Source organism: Bradyrhizobium iriomotense (assembly GCF_018129405.1).
In the GTDB taxonomy this organism is placed as follows: Bacteria; Pseudomonadota; Alphaproteobacteria; order Rhizobiales; family Xanthobacteraceae; genus Bradyrhizobium; species Bradyrhizobium iriomotense_B.
Map to the genome: position 1 here is coordinate 285,852 of NZ_JAFCLP010000001.1, position 24,853 is coordinate 310,704.

General features: G+C 64.9%; 22 protein-coding genes. 3 read left to right on the plus strand and 19 right to left on the minus strand.

Going from position 1 to position 24,853, the window contains the following annotated elements:
- Window positions 1-62: 62 nt before the first annotated feature.
- The 19 genes from mmsB to JQ592_RS01225 form a co-directional block, all read right to left on the minus strand.
- Window positions 63-1,253 (minus strand): multiple monosaccharide ABC transporter permease, encoded by a 1,191-nt coding sequence (gene mmsB / locus JQ592_RS01135; RefSeq protein WP_211401088.1) that lies wholly within the window; start codon window positions 1,251-1,253, stop codon window positions 63-65.
- Window positions 1,250-2,827, minus strand: a complete 1,578-nt coding sequence (gene mmsA, locus JQ592_RS01140) for a multiple monosaccharide ABC transporter ATP-binding protein (protein ID WP_211401089.1) — start codon at window positions 2,825-2,827, stop codon at window positions 1,250-1,252. Before mmsA ends, mmsB begins: the two co-directional genes overlap by 4 nt.
- A gap of 228 nt (window positions 2,828-3,055) precedes the next feature.
- Window positions 3,056-4,129, minus strand: coding sequence for a multiple monosaccharide ABC transporter substrate-binding protein (gene chvE, locus JQ592_RS01145; protein WP_246820079.1), 1,074 nt, complete (start codon window positions 4,127-4,129; stop codon window positions 3,056-3,058).
- A gap of 71 nt (window positions 4,130-4,200) precedes the next feature.
- The gene (locus JQ592_RS01150; RefSeq protein WP_211401090.1) at window positions 4,201-5,082 is read right to left on the minus strand and encodes an SMP-30/gluconolactonase/LRE family protein; all 882 of its coding nucleotides are present in this window, start codon (window positions 5,080-5,082) and stop codon (window positions 4,201-4,203) included.
- Entirely contained in the window at window positions 5,079-6,155 is a 1,077-nt protein-coding gene (locus JQ592_RS01155) for an aldose epimerase family protein (protein ID WP_211401091.1), read from the minus strand. Before JQ592_RS01155 ends, JQ592_RS01150 begins: the two co-directional genes overlap by 4 nt.
- Window positions 6,156-6,157: 2 nt before the next feature.
- Window positions 6,158-7,084, minus strand: coding sequence for a Gfo/Idh/MocA family protein (locus tag JQ592_RS01160; RefSeq protein WP_211401092.1), 927 nt, complete (start codon window positions 7,082-7,084; stop codon window positions 6,158-6,160).
- Window positions 7,081-7,857, minus strand: a complete 777-nt coding sequence (locus JQ592_RS01165) for a FadR/GntR family transcriptional regulator (RefSeq protein ID WP_211401093.1) — start codon at window positions 7,855-7,857, stop codon at window positions 7,081-7,083. Before JQ592_RS01165 ends, JQ592_RS01160 begins: the two co-directional genes overlap by 4 nt.
- Complete coding sequence (gene yjfF / locus JQ592_RS01170) at window positions 7,854-8,834, minus strand: galactofuranose ABC transporter, permease protein YjfF (protein WP_211401094.1); 981 nt, start codon at window positions 8,832-8,834, stop codon at window positions 7,854-7,856. The genes JQ592_RS01165 and yjfF overlap by 4 nt, the downstream gene beginning before the upstream one ends.
- Complete coding sequence (locus tag JQ592_RS01175; RefSeq protein WP_211401095.1) at window positions 8,831-9,823, minus strand: ABC transporter permease; 993 nt, start codon at window positions 9,821-9,823, stop codon at window positions 8,831-8,833. Before JQ592_RS01175 ends, yjfF begins: the two co-directional genes overlap by 4 nt.
- Window positions 9,820-11,364 (minus strand): sugar ABC transporter ATP-binding protein, encoded by a 1,545-nt coding sequence (locus tag JQ592_RS01180; RefSeq protein ID WP_211401096.1) that lies wholly within the window; start codon window positions 11,362-11,364, stop codon window positions 9,820-9,822. Before JQ592_RS01180 ends, JQ592_RS01175 begins: the two co-directional genes overlap by 4 nt.
- 114 nt (window positions 11,365-11,478) lie before the next feature.
- On the minus strand, window positions 11,479-12,444 hold the full coding sequence (ytfQ, locus tag JQ592_RS01185) for a galactofuranose ABC transporter, galactofuranose-binding protein YtfQ (RefSeq protein WP_211401097.1): 966 nt from the start codon (window positions 12,442-12,444) through the stop codon (window positions 11,479-11,481).
- A 505-nt stretch (window positions 12,445-12,949) separates the two neighbouring features.
- The gene (locus JQ592_RS01190) at window positions 12,950-14,122 is read right to left on the minus strand and encodes a fumarylacetoacetate hydrolase family protein (RefSeq protein ID WP_211401098.1); all 1,173 of its coding nucleotides are present in this window, start codon (window positions 14,120-14,122) and stop codon (window positions 12,950-12,952) included.
- A 93-nt stretch (window positions 14,123-14,215) separates the two neighbouring features.
- Window positions 14,216-15,274, minus strand: a complete 1,059-nt coding sequence (locus JQ592_RS01195) for a YeiH family protein (protein ID WP_211401099.1) — start codon at window positions 15,272-15,274, stop codon at window positions 14,216-14,218.
- A gap of 111 nt (window positions 15,275-15,385) precedes the next feature.
- Window positions 15,386-15,604 carry a hypothetical protein gene (locus JQ592_RS01200; protein ID WP_211401100.1) on the minus strand — a complete coding sequence of 73 codons (219 nt, stop codon included), beginning with the start codon at window positions 15,602-15,604 and terminating at the stop codon, window positions 15,386-15,388.
- A 164-nt stretch (window positions 15,605-15,768) separates the two neighbouring features.
- On the minus strand, window positions 15,769-16,482 hold the full coding sequence (locus JQ592_RS01205) for an ABC transporter ATP-binding protein (RefSeq protein ID WP_211401101.1): 714 nt from the start codon (window positions 16,480-16,482) through the stop codon (window positions 15,769-15,771).
- Window positions 16,479-17,234, minus strand: coding sequence for an ABC transporter ATP-binding protein (locus tag JQ592_RS01210; protein WP_211401102.1), 756 nt, complete (start codon window positions 17,232-17,234; stop codon window positions 16,479-16,481). Before JQ592_RS01210 ends, JQ592_RS01205 begins: the two co-directional genes overlap by 4 nt.
- A 132-nt stretch (window positions 17,235-17,366) precedes the next feature.
- Window positions 17,367-18,386 (minus strand): branched-chain amino acid ABC transporter permease, encoded by a 1,020-nt coding sequence (locus tag JQ592_RS01215; RefSeq protein ID WP_211401103.1) that lies wholly within the window; start codon window positions 18,384-18,386, stop codon window positions 17,367-17,369.
- Window positions 18,383-19,285, minus strand: coding sequence for a branched-chain amino acid ABC transporter permease (locus tag JQ592_RS01220; protein ID WP_211401104.1), 903 nt, complete (start codon window positions 19,283-19,285; stop codon window positions 18,383-18,385). The genes JQ592_RS01215 and JQ592_RS01220 overlap by 4 nt, the downstream gene beginning before the upstream one ends.
- A gap of 90 nt (window positions 19,286-19,375) precedes the next feature.
- The gene (locus JQ592_RS01225) at window positions 19,376-20,635 is read right to left on the minus strand and encodes an ABC transporter substrate-binding protein (protein WP_211401105.1); all 1,260 of its coding nucleotides are present in this window, start codon (window positions 20,633-20,635) and stop codon (window positions 19,376-19,378) included.
- 172 nt (window positions 20,636-20,807) lie between these two features.
- Here JQ592_RS01225 and JQ592_RS01230 point away from each other — a divergent pair, with 172 nt between their 5' ends.
- The 3 genes from JQ592_RS01230 to JQ592_RS01240 are packed head-to-tail and all read left to right on the plus strand — an operon-like array spanning window position 20,808 to window position 24,846.
- On the plus strand, window positions 20,808-22,301 hold the full coding sequence (locus tag JQ592_RS01230) for an AMP-binding protein (protein WP_211401106.1): 1,494 nt from the start codon (window positions 20,808-20,810) through the stop codon (window positions 22,299-22,301).
- Window positions 22,298-22,939 carry a TetR/AcrR family transcriptional regulator gene (locus JQ592_RS01235; protein WP_211401107.1) on the plus strand — a complete coding sequence of 214 codons (642 nt, stop codon included), beginning with the start codon at window positions 22,298-22,300 and terminating at the stop codon, window positions 22,937-22,939. Before JQ592_RS01230 ends, JQ592_RS01235 begins: the two co-directional genes overlap by 4 nt.
- Window positions 22,936-24,846: a flavin-containing monooxygenase gene (locus JQ592_RS01240; RefSeq protein ID WP_211401108.1), complete on the plus strand. Its 1,911-nt coding sequence runs from the start codon at window positions 22,936-22,938 to the stop codon at window positions 24,844-24,846. The genes JQ592_RS01235 and JQ592_RS01240 overlap by 4 nt, the downstream gene beginning before the upstream one ends.
- The last annotated feature ends 7 nt before the right edge of the window (window positions 24,847-24,853 follow it).

Sequence of the window (24,853 nt, forward strand, 5' to 3'; positions counted from 1 at the left end):
GCCGAAGCGTACGCCATTGGTGGGCACGGCGCGTTGCGCCTTTGCCCACCCTACGAGACCGCCTACCGCCGCTGATTATACACGTCGATGCACACCGCCCCGAGCAGCACCAGGCCCTTGATGACCTGCTGATAGTCGATGCCGATGCCGAGGATGGACATGCCGTTGTTCATCACGCCCATGATCATGGCGCCGACCACGGCGCCGCCGACGCGTCCGACGCCGCCATAGGCCGAGGCACCGCCGATGAAGCAGGCGGCGATGACGTCGAGCTCGAAGCCCAAACCCGCCTTGGGCGTTGCGGTGTTGAGGCGCGCGGCGAAGACGAGGCCGGCGAGCGCGGCCAGTACGCCCATGTTGACGAAGGTGAGGAAGGTCAGCCGCTCGGTCTTGATGCCCGACAGGCTCGCCGCCTTGGCGTTGCCGCCGACCGCATAGATCTGCCGGCCGATCACGGTGCGGCGGGTGACGAAGCCGTAGAGCGCGATCAGCGCGGTCATGATCACCAGCACGTTGGGCAGGCCGCGATGCGAGGCGATCAGATAGGTGAAATAGAGCACGGCGCAGGCGAGCAAAATGCTCTTGCCGAGGAAGAACGCGTAAGGCTCGACCTCGATGCCGTGCGACTGCTCGCGCGACCTCCCCTTGGCGCTGGCATAGACGAGGCCGAGCGCGAGCACGGCGCCGATCAGCATCGACGTCGGATGCAGGGTGCCGGCCTCGGGCAGCAGCTCCGGAATGAAGCCTGAGGACAGTTTCTGGAAGGTCGGCGGGAACGGCCCGAGCGACTGGCCCTGCAAGACCGCGAGCGCCAGGCCCTTGAACACCAGCATGCCGGCCAGCGTGACGATGAAGGACGGGATCTTGAAATAGGCCACCCAATAGCCCTGCGCCGCGCCGATGGCGGCACCGAGCGCGAGACAGGCGATGAAGGCAAGCGTGTAGTCGACCTTGTAGGTCACCATGAGAAGCGCGGCCACGGCGCCGATGAAGCCCGCGACCGAGCCGACCGAAAGGTCGATATGGCCGGTGACGATCACCAGCAGCATGCCCAGCGCCATGATGACGATGTAGCTGTTCTGCAGCACCAGGTTGGTGAGGTTGAGCGGCTGCAGCAGCGTGCCGGCGGTCATGACCTGGAAGAACAGCATGATCGCGATCAGCGACATCAGCATGCCGTAATTGCGCAAATTGTTCTTGATGAAGCTGCCGTGCCGGCGCTCCTCGGGCAGCGAAACCGTCTTGTCGGTCATGGCTGCGATCCTCCCATCTCCGCGGCCGCAGGCGCGGCGTTCCCAATGCTTCGTTCGTTGCGCATGATGGCGCGCATGATCTTTTCCTGTGTCGCTTCCGTACCCTTGAACTCGCCGACGAAGGCACCGTCGTTCATGACGCAGATGCGGTCGCAGATGCCGAGCAGCTCGGGCATCTCCGAGGAGATCACCACGACACCGCGGCCGGCTTCCGCAAGCTCGTTGATGATACAGTAAATCTCGTATTTGGCACCGACGTCGATGCCCCTTGTCGGCTCGTCCAGGATCAGCACCTTGGGGTCGGTCATCAGCCATTTCGACAGCACCACCTTCTGCTGGTTGCCGCCGGAGAGCTGGCCGGTCTCCTGGTAGACGTCGGAGCAGCGGATGCGCATACGGTTGCGGTAATCGCTGGCGACCTTCAGCTCGGCGATGTCGTCGATCACCCTGCTAGGTGCGACCTGGTGGAGGCTCGCCAGCGTGATGTTCTTGCGGACGTCGTCGGCGAGGATCAGCCCAAGCTGCTTGCGGTCCTCGGTGACATAGGCAAGCCCGGCGTCGATCGCGGCGGCAACGCTCGGCAGCGCGATCTCACGACCTTCGAGCTTGATGCTGCCGCTGATATTGGTGCCCCAGGAGCGGCCGAACAGGCTCATGGCGAATTCGGTGCGCCCCGCCCCCATCAACCCGGCGATGCCCACGACCTCGCCGCGCTTCACGCCGAAATTGACGTTCTTGATCACCTGCCGCTCGAGATGGATGGGGTGATAGACCGACCAGTTCTCGACGTCGAGCACAGGTTCGCCGATCTTTACGCTGCGCTCCGGGAAACGGTGAGCCATATCGCGGTTGACCATGCTGCGGATGATGCGGTCTTCCTGGATCGGCTCGGCATGGCAATCGATGCTGTCGACGGTTCGGCCGTCGCGCAGCACGGTGATGTGATCGGCGACCTTGGCGACCTCATTGAGCTTGTGCGAGATCAGGATCGAGCCGATGCCTTGCTCGCGGAACGCCATCAGGCGTTCGAGCAGCGCGGCGCTGTCGGCCTCGTTGAGGCTCGCGGTCGGCTCGTCCAGGATCAGCATGCGTACGCGCTTGGACAGTGCTTTCGCGATCTCGACCAGCTGCTGCTTGCCGACGCCGAGATCGGTGATCAGCGTATCCGGGGATTCCTTCAGGCCGACCTGCGCCAGCAGCTCGCGCGTGCGCCGGTAGACCTCGTCGCGGTCAATCACACCCAACTTTGAAGGCGGATGCGAGAGAAAAATATTTTCCGCGATTGACATCAGCGGGATCAGCGCCAGCTCCTGATGGATGATGATGATGCCGAGCGCCTCGGAATCGTTGATGTCGCGGAAGCGGCGTTCCTCGCCCTCGAACACGATGGTGCCCTCGTAGCTGCCGGCCGGATAGACGCCGCTCAGCACCTTCATCAGCGTCGACTTGCCGGCGCCGTTCTCGCCGACGAGGGCGTGAATCTGCCCGGCGCGAACCGAGAAATTGACGTCGCGCAACGCCTGCACACCGGCAAAGCTCTTGCTGACGTTGCGCATCTCCAGCATGGCGGTCATGGCTTTGGTGTCCCTTGCTTTACTTCGCCTCTCCCCGCGTGCGGGGAGAGCATAGGCCGCCTTTGGCGGCCGTTCCTAGAACGCCGAAGCAAAGCTTCGGCTATGATTCGAGCGCAGTTGAATTCCGGGTGAGGGGGAATCTCCGCGAGGGCAGCTCTCACCACCCCCGTGGAGAGTCCCCCTCACCCTAACCCTCTCCCCGCATGCGGGGAGAGGGGAAAGAGAATCCTACTGGAACTGCGACTTCTTGTAGTAGCCGCTGTCGACCAGGGTCTTCTCCCAATTGTCCTTGTAGACCACGACCGGCTTCAGAAGATAGGACGGCACGGTCTTGACGCCGTTCTCGTAGGTCTTGGTGTCGTTCACCGTGACCTGCTTGCCGGCGAGCGCGGCGTCGACCATGTCGGCGGTCACCTTGGCGAGGTCGCGGGTGTCCTTGAAGATGGTCGAGTACTGGTCGCCGCGCAGCATCGCCTTGATCGACGGCACCTCGGCATCCTGGCCCGAGATGACAGGCATCGGCTGGTCGGCGCTGCCGTAGCCGACGCCCTTCAGCGAGGAGATGATGCCGATCGAGAGGCCGTCATAGGGCGACAGCACGGCGTTGACCTTCTTGTTGCCGTAGTAGGCGCTGAGCAGATTGTCCATGCGGGCCTGGGCGGTGGCGCCGTCCCAACGCAGCGTCGCGACCTTGTCCATGCCCATCTGGCCGGACACGACGACGAGCTTGCCGCTGTCGATATAGGGCTTCAGCACGCTCAGCGCGCCGTTGTAGAAGAAGTAGGCGTTGTTGTCGTCGGGCGAGCCACCGAACAGCTCGATGTTGAAGGGACCCTTGCCGTCCTTGAGGCCGAGCCCCTGCACGAGCGACTCCGCCTGGAGCACGCCGACCTGGAAATTGTCGAAGGTCGCGTAATAGTCGACGTTCGGCGTGCCGCGGATCAGGCGGTCATAGGCGATCACGGTGATGCCTTTTGCTTTCGCCTGCTTGAGCACGTCTGACAGCGTGGTGCCGTCGATCGCGGCGATCACCAGTGCTTTCGCGCCCTTGGTCACCATGTTCTCGACCTGCGAGAGCTGGTTCGGGATATCGTCCTCGGCATATTGCAGGTCGGTGTTGTAGCCACGCTCCTTCAGTACCTTGACCATGTTGTTGCCGTCGTCGATCCAGCGTGCCGACGACTTCGTCGGCATGGCGATGCCGACGGTCGCCTTATCCTGGGCGGAGGCAGGCACGCCCGCGATCAGCGTAGCGGCGCTTGCGAGAGCAAGCGCGAGGACGGTCGTCTTCAGTTTCAGCATGTTTCACTCCCTTTGGGTGTCAGACTGTTTCTTCGTGTCGTCGAGAACGGAGGTCGGTTGCTTGGGGTCTCCTATGCGAGCTTGACGTCGGGCTCCGCGCGACCGCGCGCGGATGCTTCGAGCAGAAAGGTGCAGCCGGCTTGCGGATCGGCAGCGCGTGCCGCCGCGTCCATGTCCTGCCATGCGGAGGTGACGAGCAGGCGCGACAGGTCCTGGCCGACGAAAGCGGGGCAGCTCGCCTGCTTCGCCGGCACGCTGAGTGAGCGCAGGCGTTCGCCCTGCGGCGAGTAGACGTCGATACGGCTTGCGCCCCAGCACGCATTCCAGATCTGCCCGTCGGCATCGCAGACCGAGCCATCGAGGCCGCCGATGCAGCTGTGGCGCAGCAGCACCTCCGGCTCGCCGCGCGGCAGGCCGGTCGCGGGATTGAGCGGGACCGCGTAGAGCACCGCGCGAGGAGTGTCGGTGAAATAGCCGGTGGCGCCATCGGGCGAGAAGCAGATCGAATTGGGAATGCTGATGCCGGGAAACAGCGTCGAGATCTTGCCGCGATGGAGCGCGTAGATCGCCCCCGCCTTCGGCTCGGCCTTCTTGCCCATGGTGCCGATCCAGAACGTGCCGGATTGATGCACGCGGCAATCGTTGGAGCGCGTCGCGGGATTGTCCGCTTCGAGCGGACAGAACAGCGTCATCTCGCCGCCAGCGAGCTTGCGGATGTAGAGGCCGTCTTCCGCGACGATCAACTGGCTGTCGGCATCGATGCGTCCCAGCGCGCTGGCCATCCGGCCGAGCGCGTGGATGCGGACGGAACCGCTGCCGAGTTGCGCCTCGAACAGCTTGCCCTCGCGAATGTCGAACCACCAGGCTGTGTCGGTGGTGACGTCATAGGTCGGCCCTTCGCCGAGATGGCACTGCTCCGCGGATAGAACCGAGGTCGGCACCTGTTCCGTCATGCTCTCACCCCAAAGCGATAGACGGTGTGATGCCGATAGACCTGGCCGGGATCGAGGCGCGGACTCGGAAAGTCCGGCCGGTTCGGCGCATCGGGCCAGATGTGCGGCTCCAGGCACATGGCGTCCGACTGCCGGATCAGCTTGCCGCCCTTCCCCGAGATCGTGCCGTCGAGATAGTTGCCGGAATAGACTTGCAAGCCGGGCTGATTGGTGAGCAGCTCCATGGCACGCCCGGAGCGCGGCGCCTCCAGCCGCGCCGCGAGCGCAAGCTTGCCGTCACGCCCGAGGCAATAGGTGTGGTCGTAGCCCCTGCCATTGCGCAATTGCTGGTCGCTCTCACGGATACGCTCGCCGACGGGCCGCGGCTCGCGGAAGTCGAACGGCGTGCCGGCAACGCTGCGCGGCGGCTCCGGCAACGGAATGGCGGTGGGATCGATGGCGAGGAAGTGCTCGGCTGCGACCGTCAAGCGATGGTCGAGAATGGGCGTGCCTGATGTGGCGCCTTCGAGATTGAAGAAGCTGTGATTGGTCAGGTTGACGATGGTCGGCCGGTCGGTCCGCGCTTCCATCACCAGCGACAGCTCGGTCGGGCCGGTGATGCGATAGGTCAGGCGCACGTCGAGCTTGCCTGGATAATTCTCCTCGCCATGCGGACTGGAATAGGTGAGCGTCACCGCGGGCTCGGCGCCCTCCTCGATCGCGGTAATGTCCCACAGCTTGCGATCAAAACCCTCGAGCCCGCCGTGCAGCGCATTCGGACCATTGTTGACGGGAAGCTGCACCGTCTCGCCATCGAGCGAGAATTGTCCTTTGGCGATGCGGTTGGCATAGCGGCCGACGGTGGCGCCTAAAAACTTCCGTTCGGCGAGATAGCCGGCGAAGGCATCATGGCCGAGCACGACGTCGTCGGTGCCGCCTTTGGCGTCCGGCGCGATCAGCGCCTGGATCACCGCGCCATGGGTGATGATGCGAGCCTCGACGCCGCCCTCCCCGCGCAGCACGATGCGCTCAACCTTGCGGCCATCGGGCAGTGTTCCGAAAACGTCCTTTTCTATTTTTTTTGAGCCTGCCATGTTCAGTCCACAAACGGTTCGACGATCGTGCGCTTGCCGAGCAAGAAAGAGTCGGCGACGAGACGCAGCGGCGCCAGATCGACATCGCTTGTGCCTGACGCCGCCAGCTTGACGAAGCGCTGGTACAGCCGGCGATATTCCTGATCGGGTGCATCCGCAATGGCCTTGCCGTCGACGGCCATCCGCCGGCCGCCGTCAGACAATGTCATCCGGCCCTGGTCTGTTTCCACGAGGATATCCCAGCTCTGCGGGCCGGTCTGCCGGAAGTCGAACTCGGCGGTGATGGGCAGGCCATTGATATCAGTCAGGTTCAGGTTCGCGGCGATCGGCGCCTGGCAATTGGCGGGGAAAGCAAGCTCGGCCGAGGTCACGAACACTTGAGACGGCAGGATGCGGGTCACAATCGAGAGCGCGTTGATGCCGGGATCGAACACGCCGAGCCCGCCCGGTTCCCAGATCCAGGCCTGGCCGGGATGCCAGACGCGGACGTCTTCCTTCCAGCTGATGCGCACGGATTTGATCCGGCGGCTCGCCAGCCATTCGCGAGCCGGCTCGACCGCCGGCGCGTAGCGCGAATGCCAGGTCGCAAACAGCGTGCGCCCGGCATCAGTCGCCATCGCGATCAGCGGATCGAGCTCGGCAACGCCGGTGCCCGGCGGCTTCTCCAACATGACATGCTTGCCGGCGGCGAGCGCGGTCGCGGCCTGGGCGCGGCGCACCTGCGGCGGCGTGCAGAGCGAGACGGCGTCGATCGGCGGACCTTTTTCCAGCAGCTCCTCGATGGTGGCGAAATGCGGCAGCTCCGGCAGCGAGGCATTGCGGCTCGCCACGGCCGCGAGCGTTGCGCCCTGTGTCGCCGCGATCGCGCCCACATGCTGGTCGCGCGCGATCTTGCCGAAGCCGACAATGGCGATGCGAAGGTCTGTCACGCTTGTTCTCCCGTATCCGCTGACGGCAGCGGCTCGGCCGGGGCGGTCTCGATCACCGTGCCCTCGTGGCGGCGCATGCCGTTGTGAATGACATAGACCATGGCCTCGGACGCGGCTTCCGCGTCGCCCGCGGCGATGGCATCGACGATCTTCTGGTGCCAGAGCAGCACGGCGTCGCGGTCTTCCGGCTCGACCGGGGCGCTGAGCAGGAACGATGCGCGCAACGCTGCCTCGATGACATGCCCGATCGAGCGCATGAACAGATTGCCGGAGGCACGCGCCACGCCAACGTGAAGCGCGAGATCGGCGTCGGCAAAGCCGACCGAGTCGGACGCTTCATGCCGCATGCGATCCATGCAGCGGCGGAGTTCGGCGACGTCCTCCTCTGACCGCTGCGCTGCGGCGAGCATCGCCGCGCGCGGCTCGACCGCGAGACGAATCTCGGCGAGGTCGTTGAGGAAGCGCTTGTCGATGCCGGCGTCGAGGTGCCAGGCCAGCACGTCGGCGTCGAACATGTTCCAGGCGCCGCGCTCGCGCACGACGGTGCCGACCCGCGCCTTGGTGGTGAGCAGGCCCTTGGCGACCAGCGTCTTCACGCTCTCGCGCAGCACCGGCCGCGACACGCCGAACATCGCAATCATCTCGGCATCGCCGGGCAGCCGTGTCCCCTCCGCGTAGCGGCCGGCGATGATGTCGACGCCGATCGAACGCGCCACCTCCGCGTGATTGGAGTGAGCCCGCCGCGTTGGGATGACGACGATACGCGAGGTCATGATGCCGCTCCTGCGCTCTTCGTCACGGGCCGGCGCGCCAGCGCGACCAATCCCTGCTGCAAGGCGATGAAGGCGAACAGTAGCACGCCGGTTGCGATCTTGGTCCACCAGCTCGACAGCGTCCCGTCGAAATTGATGTAGGTCTGGATCATGCCCTGGATCAATACGCCGAGGAAGGTGCCGATCACGGAGCCCTGCCCGCCCGTGAGCAGCGTGCCACCGATCACGACGGCGGCGATGCTGTCGAGCTCGACGCCGACGGCGGAGAGCGAGTAGCCGGCGCTGGTGTAGAAGGAGAAGACGATGCCGGCGATGCCTGCGAGCAGGCTCGACAGCATGTAGATCTTGACCGTCATCTTGCCGACGGCCACGCCCATCAGGCTCGCGGTGACCCGGCTGCCGCCGAGCGCATAGACGTTGGCGCCGAACCGGGTGAGATGCAGCAGCAGGGCGCCGCCGATCACGATCACGAGCATGATGATTGCGATCGCCGTTAGCCGCCCGCCGCCGGGCATCCGCAAGGCAAAGTCCGACACGGTGGAATAGACCGGCGCGGTGATCGGCACCGATTCCGTCGAGAGCAGGAAGCTGGCGCCACGGGCGAGGAACATGCCGGCCAGCGTCACGATGAAAGGTGGCAGATCGAAGACGTGGATGACCGCGCCCATCGCCGCGCCGAACGCCGCCGACAGCGCGAGGATGGCGACGAAGGCGACCAGCGGCGGCACGCCCCAGCGCTCGATCGCCAGCGCGACGAACACGGTGGTGAAGCCGATCACCGAGCCGACCGAGAGGTCGATGCCGCCGGAGATGATGACAAACGTCATGCCGGTCGCGACGATGCCAAGAAAGGCATTGTCGGTGAGGAGATTGCCGACCACGCGGGTGGAGGCGATGTTGGGGAATTGCATGGCGCAGAGCGCAAAGCCCGCGACGAGCACGATCGCCGTGATGAGGACGGGCGGCAGGCCTTTCATGCCTTGGTCCTCCGCAGCCGCGCGGCGATCCCGGCGAGACCGGAGAATTTCGGCGATTGCAGCAGCAGCACCGCGAGCACCACCACCGCCTTGACCAGCAGGTTGAACTCCGGCGGATAGCCCGACAGCAGAATGCCGGTGTTCATGGTCTGGATGATCAGCGCACCCAGCACCGCGAGCACGAGACTGAAGCGGCCGCCAAACAGCGAGGTGCCGCCGATCACCACGGCGAGGATGGCGTCGAGCTCGAGCCAGAGGCCGGCATTGTTGGCATCGGCGCCCATGATGTCGGCGGCCGCGATCACGCCGGCGAGCGCGGCGCAGACGCCGCACCAGACATAGACCGAAAGGATCATGGCGCGGGTGCCGACGCCGGCCAGTTCGCTCGCGCGCGCATTGCCGCCGGTCGCCTCGATCAGCAGCCCGAGCGCGGAGCCGCGCACGACTGCACCGGTGAGGATGAGCATGCCCAGGGCAATCACGACCGGCACCGGCAGGCCGAGCACCGAGCCGTTGCCGAGCCAGACCAGATCCGGCGAGGAGAAGGTCACGATACGCCCTTCAGTGATGAGCTGGGCGATGCCGCGCCCCGCCACCATCAGGATCAGCGTCGCCACGATCGGCTGCATGCCGAGCACGGCGACAAGAAAGCCGTTCCACAAGCCGCAGACGAGGCCCGCGCCGAGCGCGGCCGCCAGCACCACCGGGAGGCCGTGACTGTCAGCGAGGCTCGCCGCGATCGCGCCGCAGATGGCCATGACCGCGCCGACGGAGAGATCAATGCCGCGCGTCGCGATCACCAGCACCATGCCGAGCGAGAGCAGCGCCACCGGCGTGCCGCGGTTGAGCACATCGATCAGGCTGCCAAACAGCCGGCCGTCCTGCAGGCGCAAGTCGAAGAATTGCGGCGACACCACGCGATCGACCGCGAGGATGACGATCAGCGCCAGGATCTGGGCAAGGCCGCGGCGCGGCAACAGCGCTGTCATGTGTGGGCCTCAAGCGCAACGGCGGCGCTATCGGCGGCAATGGCGGCGAGAATGTTGCCGACGTCGATCGCCTCGCCCGCGAGCTCCTCGATATGGGCGCGGTCGCGCAGCACCACGACGCGGTCCGAATAGGTCACGATCTCGTCGAGCTCGGAGGAGATCACGAGCAGCGAAAGCCCGTCATCGCAGAGCTCGCGGATCAGGCGGATGATTTCGGCATGCGCGCCGACGTCGATGCCGCGGGTCGGCTCGTCCAGCACCAGAAGCCGCGGCGAGGTCGCAAGCCAGCGCGCCAGCAGCACCTTTTGCTGGTTGCCGCCGGAGAGCAGGCCGACCGGGCGCTCGGGATCGGGCGGGCGGATGTCGAGCATCTTGACATAACGGCGCGCGATCTCGTCCTGCTCGCGGCGTGACAGCGGCAGATAGAGGCCACGCTTGGCCTGGAGCGCGAGCACGATGTTCTCGCGCACGCTGAGCTCGGCGACGATGCCGTCGGTCTTGCGCTCCTCCGGGCAATAGCCGAAGCCGTGGCGGACGCCGTCGCGCGGCGACTGCAGCCGGACGGCTGCGCCCTCCACCCTCGCCTGCCCGCGGTCGGCGCGCTCGGCGCCGAACACCAGCCGCGCCGTCTCGGTGCGGCCGGAGCCGAGCAGGCCGGCGAGACCGACGACCTCGCCATGGCGCAGCTCGAGACTGAAGGGCGCGACATAGCCGGCCTTGCCGTAATTCTCGAAGCTCGCGCAGACCTCGCGGGCCGAATGCTCCCGCGTCGCCGCCCGCGCGCTGGTGGTTTCCGCGAGCTCGCGGCCGAGCATCATGCGGATCAGTTCGAGGCGCGGCAGCGAGGCGGTCTCGCGCTCGCCGACGAGGCGGCCGTTGCGCAGCACGGTGATGCGGTCGGAGATCTCGTAGACCTGGTCGAGGAAGTGGCTGACGAAAACAATGCCGATGCCGCGCCTCGCGAGCTTGCGCATGATGCCGAAGAGGATCTCGACCTCGTGGCGGTCAAGGCTCGCGGTCGGCTCGTCCAGGATCAGGACTCGCGCGGAGAGATCCACCGCACGGGCGATCGCGGTGACGTGCTGGATGGCCACGGAATAATTGCCGAGCGGGGCGGCGACGTCGATGTCGAGGTCGAAATCCGCAAGCAACGCCTTGGCGCGGCGGCGCATCTCGCCTTCGCGGACGATGCCGAAGCGCATCGGCTGGCGGTCGAGGAACAGGTTCTGTGCCACCGAGAGGTTCGGCAGCAGATTGACTTCCTGGTAGACGGTGGCAATGCCGGCCCCAAGCGCCGCCTTGGCCGAGCGCGGCGCGATCTCTTCGCCACTGATCCTAACGATGCCGGCATCGCGGGCGAACACGCCGGTGACGACCTTGATCAGCGTGGACTTGCCGGCGCCGTTCTCGCCGAGCAGCGCATGGATCTCGCCGGCGCGCAACGTGAAGTCGACCTCCTGCAACGCACGCACGGCGCCAAAACTCTTGCTGATCCCGCGCACTTCCAGCAGCGGCAGAGCAGGATCAAGGCTGTTTTCCATCGCGACGTCACTCCCACCGGCACCCGCTGATGATGCGGACGCCCAGCCTATTGGTTCGCGCAGCGGTTTCGAAGGGGGTGCCGGACCACACGGCGTGGTCCGGCGAAGCCCACCTCAATAACCGAGGCCCTTCTTGCTGTCGTAGATCTTCTGCGGATCATCGGCGGCCGTGTAGAGCTTCGACTCGGTCTGGATCCATTTCGGCGGCACCGTGCCCTTGTCCTTGAAGGCCGCGATGGCATCGAGCGCGGGCCCGGCCATGTTCGGCGTCAGCTCGACGGTGGCATTGGCTTCGCCGGCGGCCATCGCCTTGAAGATGTCGGGGACGGCGTCGATCGAGACGGTGAGGATCTCCTTGCCGGGCTTGAGGCCGGCTTCCTTCATCGCCTGGATCGCACCGACCATCATGTCGTCATTGTGGGCATAGACCGCGCAGATCGACTTGCCGCCGCCTTCGGCCTTGATGAAGCTCTCCATCACCTCCTTGCCCTTGGCGCGGGTGAAGTCGCCGGTCTGGCTGCGCACCACCTTCAGGTTCGCATGCTTGGCAATTGCGGTGTCAAAGCCCTTCTTGCGGTTGGCGGCGACGCTGGCGCCGACCGTGCCCTGCAATTCGACGATGCTGCAGGCCTTAGTTCCGACCGTCTTCGCCAGCCAGTCGCCGGCGACCTCGCCTTCATGCACGCTGTCGGAGGTGACGGCGGTGAGATAGAGCTCCTTGCCGGAGGGATCGATGTCGCGGTCGAGCAGCACGACCGGGATCTTGGCCTCCTTGGCTTCCTTCAGCACCGAATCCCACCCCGTCGAGACGACGGGCGCAAGGAAGATGGCATCGACATTCTGCGCGATGAAGGAGCGGATCGCCTTGATCTGGTTCTCCTGCTTCTGCTGGGCGTCGGCGATCTTGAGATTGACCTGGCGCTTGGTGGCCTCCTGCTTGGAGACCGACGTCTCGGCCGCGCGCCAGCCGGATTCCGATCCGATCTGCGAGAAGCCGATGGTGAGCTGGCCGGCACTGGCCGGCAGCGCGAGCAGCAGGGCGGCCATGGCGCTGGCCGCAAAAAGGGCTTTAGGGGTCATCAGGCGTGTCTCCCAAGATGTTATCCGGGGCGCCGATTGGTAGCATGGCACCCGCAGGGTCGCCTTTGAGGCGGCGGGAGGGACTATTTCACGGAAGATGGGTTCCTACTAGTCATATTATTTGACTATTTGGAGGAAAACACGCGCGAGCGGCGGCCGGCGATTTGAAGACACGCCAAGCGCGATTTTGTTCCGGCGATGCAACGGGGGGATGAAGGAAATTGTGCGAGGGGAGTTTCCGCAAGGACGGCGACAGACGGGCTCGCAACCTCTCCTCCTCGTCATTGCGAGCGCAGCGAAGCAATCCAGAGTCTTTCCGCGGAGGGATTCTGGATTGCTTCGCTTCGCTCGCAATGACGGCGTGGGGAGAGTTCTGCGTTTGTCAGGCGGACCGACTCGCGGTGAGTCCCCCTCACCCGGATTTGCGCTTCGCACAAATTCGGCCTCTCCCCGCATCCGCCTTCGCTAAAGCTTCGGCGGACAAGCGCGGGGAGAGGCGAAGAAGCTAAATCAGCTTGCGCTGCGCGAGGTTCTTCATCAGCGCGCCGATGCCAAAGGTCCAGGGCTCGCATTCGTCGCTGGTGCGCATGCGGTTGACGAGCTTGCCGAGCTGGGGCGCTGCGATGGTGACGATGTCGTCGCGCTTGTGGGTGAACCCCTGCCCCGGCGCGTCACGATCCTTCACGGGTGCGAACATGGTGCCGAGGAAGAGAACGAAGCCGTCAGGATATTGATGGACCTTGCCGATGGTCTGCGCCACGAGATCGGTCGGATCGCGGCTGATCTTGCTGATCGAGGAATGGCCGTCGAGGACGAAGCCGTCCGTGCCCGTCACGTTCAGGCTGATGTCCAGCTTGCGCGCGTCGTCGAGCGTGAAACTGTCGTCGAACAGGCGCAGCAGCGGGCCGATCGAACAGGATGCGTTGTTGTCCTTGGCCTTCGACAGCAGCAGCGCCGAACGGCCCTCGAAGTCGCGCAGGTTCACGTCATTGCCGAGCGCGCCGCCGACGATCTTGCCGCGGCTCGACACGAACAGCACGAGCTCGGGCTCGGGATTATTCCAGGTCGATTTCGGATGCAGGCCGGCATCCATGCCGGTGCCGACCGAGGACAGGGTCGGTGCCTTGGTGAAGACCTCGGCATCCGGGCCGATGCCGACTTCGAGATACTGGCTCCAGGCGTTCTGATCGATCAGCACCTGCTTCAGGTGCATCGCCTGGTCCGAGCCCGGCTTGAGCTTCGACAGATCATCGCCGATCAGCCGCGTCACTTCTTTGCGGATCGCCTCGGCCGAGGCCGGATTGCCCTTGGCGCGCTCCTCGATCACGCGTTCCAGCATCGAGATCGCGAAGGTGACACCGGCGGCTTTCAGCGTCTGGAGATCGACGGGCGCGAGCAACCAGGGCTTCTTGGGATCGCGCCCGTCGGGGGCCGTGTTGGCCACGATCGCTTCGAGATCGCCGATGCGCTCGCCCTTGGTCGAGCTAAGCGCCTTGGCCGGATTGTCCTCCTCGCACAGCGCGCTGATGGTCGGAAATTTTGCGGTGACGTCGAAGACGCCGTCGGCGCGCACGGCGACGACGGCCGGACCATTCACCTGCGGCAGCCAGACACGGCCAGCCAATGTTCCCCTCGTGCCGTCCTCGGGGAGAAGGTCTTTCACAGTCAATGTCGTCATGGCCGGCGTCCTCGCTGTTTCCAGGGATCGGCCGCGGCCGATCACATTGGCGACCAATAAACGTCTGGCGGGGGAAGTCCAGAGAGCGCGCCCCTACTTGAACCAATGCACCAGTCCGATGCTGATCCCCAGTAGCAGCATCAGCGAGAGCGTCACGGCTGCCGTCACGCGGCCACCGACATTGGCGAGCACGCGCACGTCGACGCCGAGGCCGAGGGCCGCCATCGACACCACCGTGAGAAAGCTCGTGATCTTCGTCACGGGACCAACCACCGTGGCCGGCACGATCTCGAGCGAGCGCAACGTCGCGAGTGCGAGGAAGCCGAGGATGAACCAGGGGACCAGGCGGAAGAAGCCGACACTGGTCTTCTTGGCATCGGCCTGCCAGCGCGAGGCGACCAGCGACAGGCTGACGACGACCGGGCCGAGCATCAAGACGCGCATCAGCTTCACCAGCGTGCCGATCTGCGTCGAGACGAGTCCGGCCGGCACCGTTGCCGCAAGCACCTGCGGCACCGCGTAAACGGTGAGACCGGCGAGGATGCCATATTGCGTGGCGGACAACTGCAGCAGCGGGATCAGCAGCGGCAGGCCCAGCACCATCATCACGCCGAGGATCGCGGTGAAGGAGATCGAGGATGCGATCTCGTCGTTGGTGGCGCCGATGATGGGCGCCACCGCTGCGATCGCGGAATTGCCGCAGATCGAGTTGCCGCAGGCGATCAGGATCGACAGCCGTGTCGACAGGCCGAGCAGCCGGCTGAGGCCGAAGGAGACGCAGAGCGCGACCACGACGACCGCGGCAATGGAGGCGAGCAGCGCAATGCCTGAAGCCGCTATCGCGGCGAAGCTGATGGAGGCGCCAAGCAGCATCACCGCGACCTCGAGCAGCTGCTTGGCGCTGAAGGCGATGCCGGTCTGCCAGCGCGCGGCCGGCTTCCAGAAGCTGCGGAGCGCCATGCCGAGCAGGATCGCCATCACCAGCGCCTCGACATAGGGATGCTCGAACACGCCCAGTTCCGCCCGCTCCAGCAGGGCCGAGACACCGGCAACGAGAATGCAGAGGAGAATGCCCGGAATCAGCGCCGCAATACGGCTCGCGGCGGTGGCCGGCTTGGAATCGGCCGGGCTGGATGCTTGATTCTGCGACACAAATCTCTCCCAGAGGAGAAGGATTTATACGCAGCGCGCTTCCATTGGGGAATAAGTTTTCGGCATATCAGAGCCGAGGGAAGTTCTATCCTCGACCCGGAATAATCGAGGTCAGAAGATCAGGTTCTTGGCCAGCGCCGCGACGCGGCTGAAGCCGTCATAGATGCCCGGCTCGAAAAAGGCCGCACGCGCCAGCACGATGCCCGCGACCAGCGACCAGAACAGCGTGGTGCCGGCCCGCAGCAGGAGCTTCGAGGCGCGCGATTTCGGCTGGGCGTCCGTTGCGGACACCAGCTGCTCGCCAAAGGGCTCAAATGCGGTGCGTTCCATAGCTGCCGATCCATCAATTCCTGGCGGAAATGTCGTCGTTTCGGCCCCAAACAGCAATGGAAGCGATTGGCGTTTTTAGCCTCCGGAGGGAAAACTCCTTCCTCGCGGCGGCACCACGGCAATAGTTTTCTTCTTCCGGCCTATTTGGACACCGGCGCCCGGGGCTACAGGGCCAGATAACGCCGCCGGATCGCCTCATTGGCCTTCAGCTCGTCGATTCCCGCCGCATAGACGATCTGGCCCTTGTCGATGACGGTGGCGTGGCTGGCGAGGCCCAGGCAGAAATGCATGTTCTGCTCGGCGATCAGCACGGTCGAGCCGAGTTGGCGGAGCTGCCGCAACAACTCGCCGATCCGCTGCACGATAATCGGCGCGAGGCCTTCGCTCGGCTCATCCAGCAGCAGCAGCGCCGGATTGCCCATCAACGTACGCGCGATCGCCAGCATCTGCTGCTCGCCGCCGGAGAGGCGCCCGGCGATGCGGTGGCGCAGCGGCTCGAGCAGCGGGAAGACCTCATAGATGCGCCTGATCGGCCATTCGTCCTGGCCCTCCGGCCCCTTCTTGCGGCCGATGACGAGATTGTCCTCGACCGTGTGCTCCGGAAAGATCTGGCGATCCTCCGGCACGAAGCCGAGACCCGCGCGCGCGATGGTATGCGGCTTCTGGCCCGAGATCACCGCGCCGCGCAGGCTCACTCTCCCGCGTCGCGGCGGCGCGAGGCCCATGATCGCCTTCATGGTCGTCGACTTGCCGGCGCCGTTGCGGCCGAGCAGCGCCATGGTCTCGCCCTGCCGCACCGAGAGACCGACGCCGAACAGGATCTGGCTGGTGCCGTAATAGACGTCGAGATCGGCGACTTCGATGACAGCATCGCTCATGCGGCGGCTCCCGCATGCTCGGTGCCGAGATAGGCGTCGATCACGGCGCTGTTGTTGCGGATCTCGTCGGGCGTGCCGGTCGCAAGGATGCGGCCATAGCAGAGCACGACGATCTTCGGCGCGATCTTGAACACGATGTCCATGTCGTGCTCGATGAAGACGACGGTGATCTTCTGGCTCTCCCAGAGCTCGCGCACCTTGTCGATCATGCGCCAGCGCTCCTCCGGACCCATGCCGGCGGTCGGCTCGTCCAGCAGCAGCACTTTCGGTTCGAGCACCAGCGCCAGCGCAATGTCGAGCAGTTTTTGGTCACCATGCGACAGCGTCGCGGCCGTGCGATGACGCTTGCCGGCAAGACCCAGGAGCTCCATCACATGCTCGGCGCGGTCGCGCGTCTCGGGCAAGGGAAAGCGCTTGTGCAGCACAGCGGAGGTGCGCTGATCGGCGCTGACGGCAGCTAACATGGTCTCCTGCACCGTCAGCGATTTGAAGATGCTGGCGACCTGGAAGGCCCGGCCGATGCCGTGACGCACGATCTCCGGCGGCGAGCGGCCGGCGAGATCGACGCCGTCGAGCAGCACCTGACCAGAGTCCGGCTTCAAGGCGCCGGTGATCAGGTTGAAGAAGGTGCTCTTGCCGGCGCCATTCGGGCCGATCACCGCGGTGAGCGAGCCGTCGGGAAAGTCGAGCGTGACGTCGTTGGTCGCCTTCACGCCGCCGAAGGATTTTGCGAGGTTGCGGATATCAAGCATGGTGCGTCTCGCGCCGTTGTCTGGTCCCGTCATTCCGGGATGGTCCGCCAGGACCAGACCCGGAATCTCGAGATTCCGGGTTCGCACGTCGTGCGCCCCGGAATGACTGCTCGATAGATACAACGCACATGGCTAGCGCCCCTCGCCTGTCTCGCGCCGGTGCGCGTACCATTCGGCAACGAAATCCAGGAGCCCTTTGCGCAAGCCGAGCGCAAAGAACAGGATGACGATTCCGAGCACGATGCCGTGGTATTCGGTGAACCGCGTCACGGTGTCGTTGAGCAGCAGCAAGAGGACGGTGCCGACCATCGGGCCGAGGAAGGTCGAGACACCGCCGAGCATGTTGATGAAGATGGCTTCGCCCGAAATGGTCCAGTAGGCGAATTCCGGATAGGCGCCGGAGACGAACAACGCCATCACCATGCCGCCCATCGCCGCGAACAGCGCCGCCAGCACGAACACGGTGAGTTTTGCGCGCCAGACGTCGATGCCGAGGAAGCTCGCGCGCGCGGCATTGTCGCGGATCATGCGCAAGGTGTAGCCGAACGGCGATTGCGCGATCTGGCGCATCGCGAGCAGGCCGAGGATCAGCAGCGCACAACTCGTGACGTAGAGATGGACGTGATTGGACAGATCGATCCCGAGGAAGACGGGGCGCGGAATGCCGCCGCGCAGGCCCTGGTCGCCGCCGGTGAAGGAGGCCCAGGACAGGATGGTCGAGTGAATCAGCATCTGGAAGGCGAGCGTGACGAAGGCGAAATAGATCTCCTTCAACCGCACGCAGATCGCGCCGATGATGGCGGCAACGATTGCCGTGACCACCAGCGTTGCGACGAAGGCGACCGGAATCGGCACGCCGAGCCTCTGCATGATCAGGCCGAAGCTGTAGGCGCCAAGGCCGAAGAACATGCCGTGGCCGAACGAGGTCAGGCCGGTATAGCCGACCAAGAGATTGAGCGAGGTCGCGAACAGGCCGTAGGCGGAGCAGCGGATGACGAAATCGAGCAGCGCCTTGCTGCCCGTGAACAGCGGCAGGCTCGCCAGCACCGCGAAGGCAATCAGCGCGATCAGCACGTCGCGATAGCGGTGAAGCGCCGCGCCGCCACGCGCCGGCACCAGCGTTTGCGCGCGGCCGGCCTCGAGCTCGGTCATGCCGCCTCCTTGCCGAACAGGCCGGTGGGTTTCGAGACCAGCACGATCACCATGAACAGATACATCAGGCCTTCGGTGAACAGGGGAAAGCCGAGCGAGCCGAACGAGCGGATGAGGCCGAGCAGGAGCGCACCGATCAGCGCGCCCAGGATCGAGCCCATGCCGCCGATCACCGTTACGATGAAGGACTCGATCAGCACCGAAAATCCCATCCCGGGCGTGAGCGACCGCACCGGTGCGGCAAGCGCACCGGCAAGGCCCGCCAGCATGCCGCCGAGCGCGAACACGCCGCCATAGATCAGGCCGGTGTTGATGCCGAGCGCCGACACCATGCCGGGATTATGCGCCGCTGCCCGGATCACCTTGCCGATGCGGCTGCGCGACAAGCCGATTCCGAGCACGATGGCCGCGACCAGCGCGACGCCGATCAGCAGCAGGTAATAAGGCGGCACCACGCCGCCGGCGATGAACAACGGCATCACCTGGAACGCAGCCGGCATGCCCATCGCCTTGAACTCCGGCCCCCAGATGATGCGCACGACATCGTCGAAGATCAGCACGAAGGCGTAACAGACCAGCAGCTGCATCAGGACGTCGGCGCCATAGACGCGGCTCATGAAGACGCGCTCGAAGATCAGGCCGAGGATCGCGGTACCCGCTGCACCGGCCAGCATCGCGAGCGCGAAGCTTCCCGTGAGCTGATAGGCCGTCATCGCGAAATAGGCGCCGAACATGTAGAAGGCGCCGTGACTGAAATTGACCACCTTGAGCACGCCGAAGATCAGCGTCAGGCCGACCGCGACCAGGAACAACAGCATGCCGATGATGAGGCCGCTGGTGGTTTGCGTCACCAGGCAGGCGGAGCTGGAGAGGCAGCCGGCGAGCGCGTCGAGATCCACGGGAGCACTTTCATTGCAGCGCGCCTGATATGGCGCGAAAGACGAAACGAAAACGGCGGAGACGGTCGCCCGCCTCCGCCGCGCATCAGATCAGGTATAACCCTTGCTCTTCTTCCACTCGGCTTCGAGTTCGAAGATCGTCTTCCAGTCGCCGGCCTTGACCTCGGGCACGTACGGCTCCTGCGGGATCGTGGTGCCCCAGCCGATGGCGTAGCCGACCAGCGTGTGGTCGTCGCCGCGCATGGTCACGGTGCCGTCGGCGCCGAACGGGCATTTGATGGTGAGGCCCTTCAGCGCCTCCGCGATCTTCTTGCCGTCGGCGGAGTTCGCCTTCTTCGCGGCTTCCGCCATCAGCATGATGGCGGTGGCATTCTCCCACGACCAGTTGGTCGGATATTCGTTGTACTTGGCCTTGTAGGCGTCGCCCCAGGCAGCGTTTTCCGGCGTGGTCGGGAACGTCTTGATGTAGCGGTTGCCGGAGTGGATGCCCTTGGGCAGGTTCTTCACCACGGTAAGCGCGGTGTAGTCGGCCATGTTGACCGCGAACACTTCCATCTGGCCGAACATCGCGTAGATGTTGGCCTGGTCGATGTAGGAGGTGAGATCGCCACCCCACAGACAGGAATAGAGCGCTTGCGGCTTGGCCTGCAGGATCTTGGTGACCACCTCGGTGTAGTCAGGCTGGAACAGCTTCGGCCAGGACTCGCTGATGATCTCGACCTCGGGCGCGAAGCGCTTCAGGTACAGCGTGAATTCCGCCGTGGTGTCGCGGCCATAGGCATAGTCGGGCGAGCAGGTCGCCCATTTCTTCAAGCCCTTCGCCTTGGCGATCGCTGCGGCATAGCTGCCGCCGACGATGGAATCGTGCACGCCCTGTCGCGCGGTGCGGAACGCGTTGGGAATGTGCTGCTTGGGATCCGCAGTCAGCGACGAGGTTTCCGAATTGGTGTGGATGCAGAACACGCCGAGATCGCGCGCGACCTCATGCACCGCGAAGGCGCCGGACGAGGCCTCGGCGTCGATCATCAGCTCGCAGCCGTCGGTGTTGACGAGCTCGCGCGCGACACGGGCGGCTTCCTGCGGCTGGCCCTTGGAGTCGCGGATCACCATCTCGATCTGCCGGCCGGCAAGACCGCCGGCGGCGTTGACCTTCTCGACCTCGAGCATCACCGCATTGCGCGACGACGTGCCGAGCTGCGCGACGCGCCCCGACAAAATCGTCGGCATGCCGATCTTAATGGTCTTGGCCTGGGCGCGCGCCACCCAGGGCGCGGCAAATGTCATCGCACCGGCGCCCATCAGCGCCAATGTTGAACGGCGGCTGATGCCCGGCATGCGGGTTCTCGTCATTTTTCCCTCCCTCTTTCGGGTCGGCGTTTTCCTGGTCCCTTGCCGGAGATCGTCTCGTCTCCGTGTTCCCAAGGATTTCAGAGGTAGGGGGTGACGTCAAGCCAAAGATGAATTATGAGTCAGAATTCATAGGAGGGAAACGAGGCCAGCGATCGGCCCGAAACCAGCGAAAATGATCAATCTGTCGAGCTTCATCGCCTTTCACGCCCGGCGCGCGCCGGAGCGGCCCGCGCTGAAATACCGCGGCGAGGAGATTTCCTACGCCGCGCTCGACGCGCGCATCCGGAAAGCGGCCGGCTGGCTCACCACGCAGGGCATCGGCGCCGGCGATGTCGTGGCCGTATTGATGAAGAACAGCGCGGCCTTTCTCGAACTCGTCTTCGCCACAAGCCATCTCGGCGCGGTGTTTTTGCCAATCAACTTCCGCCTCTCGCGCGACGAGGTCGGCTACATCGCCGGCAATGCCGGCGCGCGCCTTTTGATCGTCGACGAGGAATTGGCGGCGAACGCCGCGGGCGCGAGGATTGTCGTGCTCAATGAGGCCGCGCAGCAGAGCGTCACGCATCTGGCAGGCAACGGACCGCCCGCCTCCATGCACGTTCGCCAGCCATCAGACCTGATGCGGCTGATGTACACGTCGGGCACGACCGACCGCCCCAAGGGCGTGATGCTCTCTTACGATAATTTCTACTGGAAGTCGGCCGACCAGACGATCGCGCTCGGCCTTGGCGCCGAGTCGCGGCTTCTCGTGGTCGGCCCGCTCTATCACGTCGGCGCGCTCGACCTGCCCGGCATCGCCGTGCTCTGGCATGGCGGCTTCATCCGCATCGAGCGAAATTTCGAACCTGAGACGGCGCTCGCGGCGATTGCCGAGGACAAGCTCAACGCCGCCTGGTTCGCGCCTGTGATGACCACGGCGATGCTCACCTGCCCCAGCCGCGATCACTACGACGTCTCCAGCCTGAAATGGGCGATCGGCGGCGGCGAGAAAACACCAGAGCTGCGCATCCGCGCGTTCTCGGAATACTTCCGCAACGCGCGCTACATCGATGCTTACGGTCTCACCGAAACGGTGGGCGGCGACACCTTCATGGAGGCTGGCCGCGAGATCGAGAAGATCGGCTCCACAGGCCGCGCAATTGCCCATGTCGAGATCGAGATTCGCGACGAGGACGGCAGGACGCTGCCGCCGAACGTCAATGGCGAGATCTGCCTGCGCGGACCCAAGATCACGCGCGGCTACTGGAAGGATCCGGAAAAGACGGCTTCCGCGTATTTCGGCGACTGGTTCCGCAGCGGCGACGTCGGCTATCTCGACGACGAGGGCTTTCTGTACCTGACCGACCGCAAGAAGGACATGATCATCTCCGGCGGCGAGAACATCGCCTCCTCCGAGGTCGAGCGCGTCATCTACGATCTGCCTGAGGTGCGCGAGGTCGCGGTGATTGGCCTCTCCGATGCGCGCTGGGGCGAGCGTCCCGTCGCCATCGTCGTGCTCGCTGATGGCGCGAGCCTGGAGCTGCCTGCCCTCACCGAGCACTGCCGCGCGAGGCTGGCGAGCTTCAAGGTACCGAAACAGCTGATCATCCGTGACAGCCTGCCGCGCAACCCAAGCGGAAAGATTCTCAAGCGCGTGCTGCGCGCCGAGCTGGAGACGTCTGAATGACGCAAGTGAACGCCAAGGTGACAAAGCTCAACCGCGTCGAGCGCAACGCCTGGACCAAGCAGAAGATCTTCGAGGCCGCCACGAAGGTAGTCGGCAAGCACGGCTATGCCGAAGCCTCCGTTGCCCGCATCACCGAGCAGGCCGGCGTCGCGCAGGGCACCTTCTACAATCATTTCGAGAACCGCCAGGAGCTGCTCGACCAGCTCCTGCCCAAGATCGGCCTCGACATGGTCGCGTTCATCCGCGCCCGCACCGGCACGGCGGATGCGGCGCGGCAGGAGATCGAGCGCTTCTCCGCCTTTTTCGACTTCATCCGCGAGGTGCCGGAATTCCTTCGCATCCTCAACGAGGCGGAATTTTTTGCCCCGATCGGCTACCAGAAGCATCTCGACAACATCTCGGTCGCCTATGTCCGCATCCTGCGTAGGGCCCGTCTTGCCGGCGCGATCGAGGATTACAGCGATGAAGAATTCGAGGCGATCGTCCACATGCTGATGGGCGCGCGCGGCTATCTCAGCCGCCGCTATTCCTATTCGCAAGGCGGCGTCACCGCCGTGCCCGACCACGTCATCTCCGCCTATCGCAAGCTGATGACGCGCGGCCTCTTCAGCTCACCCGGAGATCAGGACACGCCATGAACATCGAATCTCCGCACAAGCCGCTCGACCTCGCCTCTGCGATCGCCGAGGGCGACATCCGTTGCCTGCTGATGGTGCTGGTGCATATGACGGGCGACGAGAAATGGCTCGCCCCGCCCTACCTGCCCAAGCGCGACATCCGTCTCATTCCCGATCCCGAGGCCGGCGTTCCCCGGGAGATCCAGGACGAGATCCGCGCCGCCGTGGTCAGGCTGTTCGCCGGCGGCACGCCAAAGCCTGTCATCACCGACCCCGGCGAGGGCTTGCTGCTGAGGATGATGCGCGCTTGCCTCGGCGAGGACGTCGCGCCGGAATACGCGCCCCTGATGCGCGAGGAGATGGGTTTTGTGCCGCGCGAAGCGCGCTGGACCAAGCAGCCGTCGAACGAGAAGCTCGCCGAGCAGCATGTGCTGATTGTCGGCGCCGGCGTCTGTGCCATCGCGCTCGGCGTGGCGCTCGGCCGTCTCGGCATCCCCTATACCATCGTCGAGAAGAACGCCGAGCTCGGCGGGACCTGGTGGATCAACCGCTATCCCGGCTGCGGCGTCGATACGCCGAACCACTCCTATTCGTATTCGTTCGGCTCGCGCAACGCGTGGACGCGCTACTTCTGCCAGCGCGAGGAGCTGCTCGGCTATCTGCTCAAGGTCGCGGACGAATACGGCATCCGCAAGCATCTGCGCGTCAACACCGAGCTGACCTCGTCGCGCTGGGATGAGGCTAAGCGGCGCTGGATCTCGACGCTGAAAACCAAGGACGGCGAAGAGACCTTCGAATCAACCGCGCTGGTCAGCGCCATCGGCCAGCTCAACGATCCCTCCCGCGCCCGCTTCAAGGGCGAGGAGAACTTCAAGGGCACGATCCTGCATTCGGCACTCTGGTCGAACGACATCAAGCTCGACGGCAAGCATGTCGCAGTAATCGGCACCGGCGCGACGTCGATGCAGCTGGTGCCGTCAATCGCAAGCCGCGTCGCTTCTGTCACGGTCTATCAGCGCAGCGCGCAATGGGCGCGGCCGGTGAAGGGCTATTCCGATCCGATCAGCGAGGGCGCACGCTGGCTGCTCGCGCATCTGCCGTTCTATGTGCAGTGGTACCGCTTCAACATGTTCTGGCGCTACGGCGACGGCCTGCTGCCGTTCCTGCGCAAGGACCCGGCCTGGCCGCACCCCGAGCGCGCCGTCAACAAGGGCAACGACCGGCATCGCCAGGAGCTGACCGACTTCATCCTGTCCGAATTGCAGGGGCGGCCCGACCTGATCGAGAAATGTGTGCCGACCTATCCGCCCTATGGCAAGCGCATCCTGCTGGATAACAATTGGTTCAAGACGCTCACGCGGCCGAACGTCGAGCTCGTCACTGACGCGATCGACCGTTTCGACGAAAGCGGCATCGTCACTGCCGATGGCAAGCATCGCCCCGCCGACATCATCGTTGTCGCGACCGGCTTCAAGGTGACGGAGATGGCGGCGCGCCTCAACATCACCGGCCGCGACGGCAGGGATTTGCGCAAGGCCTGGGGCAACGACAACCCGACCGCGTTTCTCGGCCTCACTGTTCCGGGCTTTCCAAATTTCTTCTGCATGCTCGGCCCGAACTCCGGCCCCGCGCATGGCGGCAGCGTCATCTTCCAGTCGGAATGCCAGAGCCGCTACATCTCGGCCTGTCTCGCCGGCATGATCGAGCAAGACGTCGCCGCCATCGACGTCCGCCAGGACGTGCTCGACGACTATGTCCGCAAGGTCGATGCCGAGCACGAGGCGATGATCTGGACCCATCCGGGCATGACCACCTACTACCGCAATTCGAGCGGCCGCGTGTTCTCGGCGATGCCGTGGCGGTTCGTGGACTACTGGCGCATGACGCACGATCCCGATCTGCGGCAGTACAGGCTGACGAAGGGGTAGATCGTGA